This window comes from uncultured Ralstonia sp. (assembly GCA_913056305.1).
Lineage (GTDB): Bacteria > Pseudomonadota > Gammaproteobacteria > Burkholderiales > Burkholderiaceae > Ralstonia.
In genome coordinates this window covers 1-8,461 of the sequence record CAJXMR010000199.1, presented here as the reverse complement: position 1 = coordinate 8,461, position 8,461 = coordinate 1, and the positions used below count along the sequence as shown (strand labels likewise).

At 66.8% G+C, this 8,461-nt stretch carries 5 protein-coding genes and 1 pseudogene; 3 read left to right on the top strand and 3 right to left on the bottom strand.

What is annotated here, in order from left to right; translation table 11 throughout:
• Nucleotides 1-1,201: methyl-accepting chemotaxis protein (locus QZ609_RS21460; protein WP_295499354.1), on the bottom strand; the 1,201-nt coding region annotated here is incomplete at its 3' end.
• A 577-nt stretch (nt 1,202-1,778) separates the two neighbouring features.
• Between QZ609_RS21460 and QZ609_RS21455 the strand changes: the two genes are divergently transcribed.
• Entirely contained in the window at nt 1,779-2,585 is an 807-nt protein-coding gene (locus tag QZ609_RS21455) for an alpha/beta hydrolase (RefSeq protein WP_295499352.1), read from the top strand.
• 16 nt (nt 2,586-2,601) lie between these two features.
• Here the strand turns inward: QZ609_RS21455 and QZ609_RS21450 are convergent, their stop codons facing one another.
• Entirely contained in the window at nt 2,602-6,426 is a 3,825-nt protein-coding gene (locus tag QZ609_RS21450; protein WP_295499350.1) for a M48 family metallopeptidase, read from the bottom strand.
• A gap of 373 nt (nt 6,427-6,799) precedes the next feature.
• On the opposite strand from QZ609_RS21450, the gene QZ609_RS21445 reads away from it, so the two are divergent.
• Nucleotides 6,800-7,579 (top strand): hypothetical protein, encoded by a 780-nt coding sequence (locus QZ609_RS21445; protein WP_295499347.1) that lies wholly within the window; start codon nt 6,800-6,802, stop codon nt 7,577-7,579.
• 75 nt (nt 7,580-7,654) lie between these two features.
• Nucleotides 7,655-8,209 (top strand): cysteine hydrolase family protein, encoded by a 555-nt coding sequence (locus QZ609_RS21440; protein WP_295499345.1) that lies wholly within the window; start codon nt 7,655-7,657, stop codon nt 8,207-8,209.
• A 12-nt stretch (nt 8,210-8,221) separates the two neighbouring features.
• Here QZ609_RS21440 and QZ609_RS21435 read toward each other — a convergent pair.
• Nucleotides 8,222-8,461, bottom strand: a pseudogene (locus QZ609_RS21435) (acyl-CoA thioesterase); the annotation flags it as partial.

Here is an 8,461-nt window from a genome sequence, read left to right as displayed (position 1 = left end):
TGCGCACCTCACCGGCCACGACGGCAAAGCCGCGGCCTTGCTCGCCGGCACGGGCGGCTTCCACTGCCGCGTTCAGGGCCAGGATGTTGGTCTGGAAGGCGATGCTGTCGATCACGCCGATGATGTCGACGATCTTGCGCGACGACGTGTTGATGCTGTTCATGGTGTGGATCGCATCGTCGACCGCGTCACCGCCCTTGGCCGCAACGCTGGAGGCGCCCGACGCCAGCCGGCTGGCCTCGTGCGCGTTGTCGGCGTTCTGCTTGACCGTGGAGGTGAGCTGCTCCATGGCCGCCGCGGTCTGCTCGAGCGAGCTGGCCTGTTGCTCGGTGCGTCCGGAGAGGTCCAGGTTGCCACTGGCGACTTCGTGCGAGGCGTGGGTGATGGTGTCGGTGCCCTTGCGCACCTGCGCGACCACGCTGTGCAGGTTCTCGACCATGTGCTGGAAGGCGGTCTGCAACTGGCCGACTTCATCGCGCGAGCCGACATGCAGGCGATGCGTCAGGTTGCCCTGCGCAACGGCCTTGGCCAGCTCGACCGCGGCACGGATCGGCCGGGTGATGGTGCGGGTAATGAAGGCGCCGGTCGTGATCGCCAGCAGGGCGGCGCAGACCGCGAGCACGATCATCTGGATCTTGGCGTTGCGGGCCTCGCTGGTGGCGGCCGTAACGTCGCGCTCCATTTCGCTGGCCTGGTAGTCCACCATCTTGTCGACCAGCACGTAGTAGGCGTCCTGCAGGCGCGACATGTCGCCCTGATAGAGCGTGCGGGCTTCCTCCGTCTTGCCGTTGCCGACCAGTTCGAAGAACTGCTTGACGCTGGCGCCGTAGGCGGACCGCGCATCGAACTGCTCCTTGAACAGCGCCTTGCTGTGGTCGCCCTTGAGCAGCTTTTCCAGGCGGGCATACGCATTCGCGTTGGTTTGCCGGATGGCTGCGTAGTCGGCCATGTACTTGGCCGACTGCTCCGGCGAAGCGGCGAGCAGCAGGTTGCTGAGAATGCCGTTGGCCTTGTAGCCGTTGTTCTTGATCTGGTTGCTCAGCGCGATCAGCGAGTACTGCTCGCTGACGATGCGCTCCATCTTTGTCGTGTTGGCGTCCAGGCGTTGAATGCCGACCGCGGCGGTGCCGATCAGCAACGCCACCACGAGAGCAAACGCGGCGCCTAGCCGCGCGCCGATCCGCATATTCGAAATGCTCATCTTGTTGTTCCTGTATTCACGGCGTTGCCGAGCAGGTGCCAGGCAGGCGCTCGCTTCGGCAATGCAATCGATTGCAGGCGCCGGAATCGATCGGGTTGCCGGGCAATGGACCTGGCACGCCCCTCGATATTCCACGCTGTGCGATTTCATTCGGCTTTCAAATGAGGGATGACGGCAAAGAAAATGGAATCTTGAGGGCTGGCGATTACCACTGTGGAAGGGGGGCGAAATTGCTTCGCGGGATTGGCAATCGCGCTGCACGCTTTTCTGCGATTTTGTCGGCAGGGCGGTGCGTCCGCACCTAACGAGTGCCCCGGCCCAGGGCGAGGATCGATGGTGATGCACCAACAAATGGCGTTTCCGCCGATGACGGATATGCAGAAAACGCAGATCGTTTTGAGCGTTTCATCATAAAACGGTAAAAGCTGGAGGTTATGTGGATTGGAATCAACGCCTCGCACAATGTGCACAAAGAAACCGCGCTAGCCCGTCGCCGGCGCGGCGTTGATTACGGCGCCCCGAGTCCGATGGACGATAAGATCGCCATCCAGCCTCTGCCGCCAACACGGAGCCGACCATGCCCCAAACTGATGACGACCTGAGCCACTTTGAAGCCCGCGGCGCACCGCCCCTGCCGGCGGCCAATGCGCAGGACCATGTCACCCGCGACGGCGCCCGCATCTGGTATGCCACCTACGGCACGGGCGCGCCCGTGGTCTTGCTGCACGGCGGCCTCGGCCATAGCGGCAACTGGAGCCATCAGGTGCCGGCGCTGGTGGCGGCCGGGCATCGCGTCATCGCCATCGACAGCCGTGGCCATGGCCGCAGCACACGCGATGCACGGCCGTACATGTACGAGTTGATGGCCGCCGACGTGCTCGCCGTCCTGGACACCCTGCGCGTGGAGAAGGCCGCCTTCGTTGGCTGGAGCGATGGCGCCTGCATCGCGCTCGTGCTCGCCATGCAGGTGCCCGAGCGCGTGTGCGGCGTGTTCTTCTTCGGCTGCAACATGGACCCAAGCGGCACCAAGGCAATGCAGCCCAGCCCGGTCATCGACCGCTGCTTCAGCCGCCACGCCAAGGACTACGCCCAGCTGTCAGCCACGCCTGATGCGTTCCAGGCGTTCGTCGGCGCCGTCAGCGAGATGATGAAGACCGAGCCGAATTACACGGCGGCGGATCTCGCGAAGATCCGCGTGCCGGTGGCGATCGTGCAGAGCGAGTTCGATGAATTCATCAAGCCGGAGCACACGGCGTATCTGGCGCGCAGCATCCCCGGCGCATCGCTGATCGCGCTGCCGGGGGTGAGCCATTTCGCGCCGCTGCAACGGCCGGCGCTGTTCAACGGTGCGGTGCTGCAGTTCGTCGCGGGTGTCTGCGACTGAGCAGCACCGCCTCCCGCTAGATCGTCTCGCCCAGGTAGGGCCGCTCGGCCGAGAACAGCGCGCGCTGCGCAAAGGTCCGCCAGGCGGGCGGCGTGCGGTTGCCCAGCATGGACGTGCCGGCGGCCAGCGCCTGCGCCCGCAGGTACAGCGGCAGGCCCTCCAGTGCCGCTTCCGCCGCTGTGGTGTCGCCTTGGCGGGCCAGGGCCAGGAAGCGCTGCATCTTGGCGACGGCGCCAGCGTTCTCTTGCCGGTGTTCGAGTGCCTTGAGCACGGCGGCAACCTTGTCATTGGCCGCGCTGTCACCGGCGGCGAGCGCCAGCCAGACTGTCTGTGCATCAACGCCGTCGCCCGGCGCCAGTGCGGCAGCCTTGGCGCGCAATTGGGGCGAAGCCCCCGTGGAGCCTGCGGCCATGCGCAGCACATGGCTAGCGAGTGGCGTGCCGGCCGCTGCGGCAACGGCGTCGTCGAGGTGCCCGGCCGACAGCAGCGCAATCGCACGGTACGGGCCTTGTACGAGGGGCTGGTTCGGCTCGAGCTGCAGCAGGTCTTGCAGATGCACGGAGGCATCCGCCAGTTCCGTCGTCTTCGATTTGGCGGAGGCAGGATCGAGCAGGCGCATCAGCCGGGCCGTCTCCAGGGCCAGGAGGTGGCGCATGGCCGGGTTTTTCGAGATGGCGACCTGGTAGTCGGCTAGTGCCTCGGGGTAGCGCCCTTGCTCGCTGGCATGCCATCCGGCCGCATTGGCGAACCAGGCGGAATCCGGCCAGCGCTGGTGGCCGGCTTCGAACGCTGCGTCCTGCTCCGGCCCCGACGGCATGCAGCGCGTTGTCAGGTAGGCGAGGTCCGGTTGGTCGGGCGACGCCGTGGCGAGCGCACGCTGGCGCGCGCAAACGGCATCGTGCGCCGCGCCCTGGGCCACGTTCTGCTCCATGCGCAACGCGAAGACGTCGGTCGGGAAGTGCGCCAGGCGGGTGGTCAGGGCCTGGTCGAAGCCGGGCGCCTTGCTCGCCAGCGCCAGCCAGTCCGGCAGGTAGGGCGAGTCCGGCGCGTCATAGCGGACGTGGGCGAGCAGCATCGCGGCGGCGGCGGCCTCGTCCCGGATCGACTCGGCGAGTTCATCCGGCGGCGCGTTGCTGACGCCATCGAGCACGGTACGGGTGCCGCCGCCGCCCTTGGTGCGGATGCTGGCAGGCGGTTGGGCGAAGATGTATTCGGCCGATGCGGTCTGCCAGCGCTGCGGCGCCAGCATATGCGGCGGTTCAGCGTGCGCGCCGCCATAGGTCGCTGTCCATTGCCGCAGCGGCGCTGCACTGGCCACCGTGTAGACGAATTGCGTGTGCAGGCGGCCGACCGGCGCGTCGAAGGTTTCGATCGGCTCGCCATCCTGCGCCGTGGTCACGATATGCAGGTCGCCGCCATCGTTGACGCTCACCTGGGCCGACGCGCCCGGCTGCAGCGCAACGCGCTGGTCGCCCACCTTGGCGATCACGCCGCGCGCGAGGCCGTTGTAGACCGTGACGCTGACGCGGCCCAGCGTCCAGCCGAATACCAGCACCGAGCCGACGATGCCCAGCGCCGCCGCGGCACGCGCCAGGCCCGGCAGGAAACCGTTGGCGGAGCGGAAGCGCTCCCAGAAGCCCGGCTTGTCGACATGGAGCACGCGTTCCGAGCCCGTGAGCAGCTTGTCGTAGGCGGACGGCGCAGATGGTGCAGGCTGGGGCGCTTCCGGCACGGGGCTCTCGGGGGCGGCATGCGCGGCGGCCACCGTTGCCTCCGCATGCAGCAGCTCGTTGAGCGTGGCCCGGCGCAGCGCCGACAGCCAGCCGGCGGCATGGTGGATCCAGCTGTCCACCACGCGCAGCCAGTCGTTGATGTTGCCGCGCACCGGGCCGTTCAGTTCGAACTCGCCCAGCGTGCCGGACCAGCTTTCGATGCCCAGTTCAGCCAGCACGGGCGCGCCGGGGTGCACCTCCGGGGCCACCCGGAAGACCTGTGCCAGCGCGCGCTGCAGGTCTTCCGCCGCGCTCAGGATACGGCCCACGCCTTTCTCGTTGATGCCGCCGCTGGCCGTGGCCCGGTTCCACCAGAGCGATAGATGCGCCTGCGCATCGCGCACGTTGGTCTCGGCATGGTCGGCGTAGTGCAGCACGTCGAGCAGGCCGCGCAGGTACGCATGCCATTGCGGCGACAACGCTTGGGCGGCGGCCAGGTGGGCACTGCGCACGGCCTTCAGCACCGACTCCACGCTGGCGCGCGCGGCGGTGCGCTCCGCATCCACCGCCGCGATGGCGGCCGGCAGCTCGGAGCGCTGCAGCACGCGATCGCGATGGCGGATGACGCCGTCGGGCGCGTCATACACGCGGTCGCGTAGCGAGCACAGCAGGGCGTATTCGCGGTCCAGTGCACGCAGACGTTCCAGATCTTGGGTGATGGTTGCCGGATACAGCGTGTCGAGCCGCAGCGGGCCCTGGAGCTGCACGGCTTCGGCCAACTCGTCGGCCGACTGTGCATGCCGCACGGCCGAGCGCCCCAGGTAGATGCCTCGGTATTGCGGCTTGAGGTGCTCCTGCGCGAACTGCTCATCGAGCTGCTGCAGGGTGATGTCCGGCTCGACCACGGCGTGCTCGGTCTCGCCCGCCAGCTTGGCGGTCATCCGCTCGCGCAGGTCCTCTGCGTGGTCGAAGAGGGCCCACGCGCTGCGCTCGTCGGCGGAAGCGCTCAGGTAGGTGCGCTTGGCGTTGGCTTCGCGCTCATGGTTGAGCGGGTGGGTGGCCCACATGCGCGGAGGCTGCGCCATCTCGCTGTCGAACACGCGGAAAGCCGCCGCGCCCTCCGCCGGCACCTGCGGGCGCTGGCCATAGGCCGGGTCGTTGTAGATGAGGTTCAGGCGTGCCGCGATGGCGTGCTGGATGGCAAACGCATCGCGCGGCGGGCGCTGGTTGCCGACCTCGCCGCGCAGGAAGTTCAGGGTGCGGTCCCAGGCGTCGTCCGCGGTCTGCAGGCGGTGCAGCGCATTGATCAGCGCGTCGCTGCCGGTGAGCGACACGGCTACCAGATCGGCCTGCATTTCCATCTCGCGCGACAGCGCGCGCTGGGCGATCACCACCAGGCGGAACGCGGTGTCGACAATGGCGCGCAGCGCCCACACCACCAGGCTGAGCAGCCAGCCGATCCAGGCCACGCGCGGGTCGAAATGCGACAGGCGGCGCAGGAGGTTGTCGAGCGCATCGCGCTTGGTGACGATATGGGCGGCGATCTGCTGCGTGGTGTAGACCCACCGCCCGAGCGCCATCGAGCGCTGCGCGAAGTGCCCGAACTCATGCGCGCAAACGGCCTTGAACTCGCTCAGGTTGAGCATGTTGACCAGCCCGAGCCCGATCTCCAGGTTCTTGCGCGACGGCAGGATCAGGTTCAGCAGCGACAGGTCATAGAACACGGCCGCATTGACGCGCCCGCTCGCGAACACCTTGTGCGGGCGCGGGGCGCCGGCGTCGTCGGCAATCTGGTCGAGGAAGGCGAACAGGCGCGGCTGTTCTGCGCGTGTGAGCTCAATGTCGTCGCCGTAGGCACCCTTGCGGATAAAGAACAGCGCCTTGACCAGGAAGACCGCCAGGAACAGGCTGCACCCGCACGCGATGAACTCGATCGCGCTCGACCCCGACGCCAGCCGGAACGCGCCGCGCATGCCCACGAAGACAAACCAGGCCGTCAGCGCGAGATACAGCACGATAAACAGCAGCAGGCCCGCCACGGCCAGCCACGCGTGGCGCTGATACGAGGCGTTCGGGCGCGTGAATCCGGCCGGTACGTCGCTGGGTCCAGCGGGGTAGGTGGTTTCCATCGTGGTCTGGCGGCAGGTTTTGGGGGAGCAAAGCGGGGCGCAAAGCGAGGCGCTTTGCCGGTTGCCTCGGAGCGTGGCATCCGAAGATGAAGGGCATTTGATGATGCGCCCGGCGGCCGGAATCCGCATCGCCATATCGGCATGGTTGCGACACCGAAAAGGTGGGGATTGACAGCGTGGCGCGGGTGGCTATCGGCGTTATATACGCTGACACCATTTGGAAAAAGAATTGCGGCAGAATAAGCCGCCGCCCGCGCATAGCAAGGCAAACGCGATAGCAATCATTAAGGTTTCATAACAATACGCAGCGCAGCGGCTTTGCCAAAGGTTCTAAAACGCGCATCTGGGGCGAACTACTCAATCGGGGGATTCCATGTTTATCGTCTGGGGCAGGAAACACGTTTATCGGAAGCAGGGATACGTGGCGGATTTCTGCCCGATCTGCCGCGAGCCGCGCGCATTCGAATTGAAGCGAGTCGGGTCCGCCAGCCACATCTATTACATCTCCGTGGGCGAGGGACAATTGGTGGGGTATGAGCGGACGTGCCTGACCTGCCGCACGCCCGCGCGCGCCGAGCCGTCCACCTACGCGAGCGTCGCCAAGACACTGCCCGCCGGGTTGCCCGAGTTGCAGGCACAGACCTATCCCAACCTCGCGGCGGCCCTGAGCGAGCGGCTGGCGCTGGAGGAGCGGGTGCGCACCGCACCGTCGTCGCTGCAGCCGGAAGAGCGACAGGCATTGATCCGCAGCCCGTTCGTGCTGCTGTCACCCAAGGTCGAGAAGCGCTTCGCGTCGACGCACATCGATGGCAAGGCCGGCCTCACCATCCTGGCTGCGATCGTCTTGGTGATTCTTGGAACGTTTGTGATCGGTGTGGCGGTGCCGGAGAGTGCGATGGACATCGCCATTGCTGTGATGCTCGCGCTGGCCGCGGCCTTGGTGATCTGGCAGGTCAGGGCAGGCGGCCGGCGCTTCATGAAGCGGGAGGTCGTTCCCGTGTTGGCACAGACGCTGGCGCCGCTGCGCCCCACGCGCACTGAAGTTGACGCGATCCTGCAGGAGCTGCGCAAGGCCAAGCACAAGATCGGCGGCAAGCTGCGCGTGGATGACCTGTTTGCCAAGCTGGAAACGCCGGCGCAGTCCGGTTCGTGAGCGTGATCAAGCGATGCCGCTGACGGGGCACTGGCTCGGCATCGCTAGAATCGTGCGTTTTCCACGGAGGCAACCATGACCGCAGCCTTGCTGGTGATCGACGTACAAGCGGGTTTGTTCACACCGCCGCCGGCGCAGGCGGAGGCGGTTGTTGACGCCATCAATGGGCTGATGGCGGACGCGAGAGCGCATGGCGCGCCCGTGGTCTTCATCCAGCACGAAGCGGCGAGCGATGACCTGGTCTACGGTATGCCCCGCTGGCAGCTGGTGAGCACGCTGCAGGCGCGGCCCGACGATCCGGTCATCCGCAAGACCACGCCCAATTCATTCTTGCGCACCGGGCTTGGCGAATTGCTCACCAGCCTGAACGCCGACCATCTGGTGGTGTGCGGCTACGCGACCGAGTTTTGCGTGGACACGACCATCCGTCAGGCTGCTGCACTGGGCTATGCCGTGACGCTGGCGGCGGACGCCCACACCACGCACGACAAGCCGCACGCCAGCGCCGAGGCGATCCGGCGCCATCACAACGCGACGCTGTCGGCGGTTTCGAGTTTTGGGGTGCCGATCGTGGCCACGCCGTGGCAGGACATCTCGTTCGCCAAGATCGGCAGCAAGGCGCTGTCCTAAAAGGCTGGCGGCTTAATCCACCTCGCCCGCCGTGCCCCCTACGCTGTAAGCCGCCTTGATCGCCTTGTGCCGCTGCTCCATCTCCTGGCGCAGTTCGCGCCGCTGCTGTGCGGCTTCAAAGCGTTCCTGCTCTTCCGCATTGGCCGGCGCCAGCATCGGCACCTCGGCGGGCTTGCCGTCGTCGTCCACTGCCACCATCGTGAAGTAGCAGCTGTTGGTATGGCGCACGACCTGGTTGCGGATGTTTTCCGT

Bases quoted from the DNA above. Each gene is read 5' to 3' on its own strand.
- QZ609_RS21455 (WP_295499352.1), top strand. From the start codon at position 1,779: ATGCCCCAAACTGATGACGACCTGAGCCACTTTGAAGCCCGCGGCGCA.
- QZ609_RS21445 (WP_295499347.1), top strand. From the start codon at position 6,800: ATGTTTATCGTCTGGGGCAGGAAACACGTTTATCGGAAGCAGGGATAC.
- QZ609_RS21450 (WP_295499350.1), bottom strand. From the start codon at position 6,426: ATGGAAACCACCTACCCCGCTGGACCCAGCGACGTACCGGCCGGATTC.
- QZ609_RS21440 (WP_295499345.1), top strand. From the start codon at position 7,655: ATGACCGCAGCCTTGCTGGTGATCGACGTACAAGCGGGTTTGTTCACA.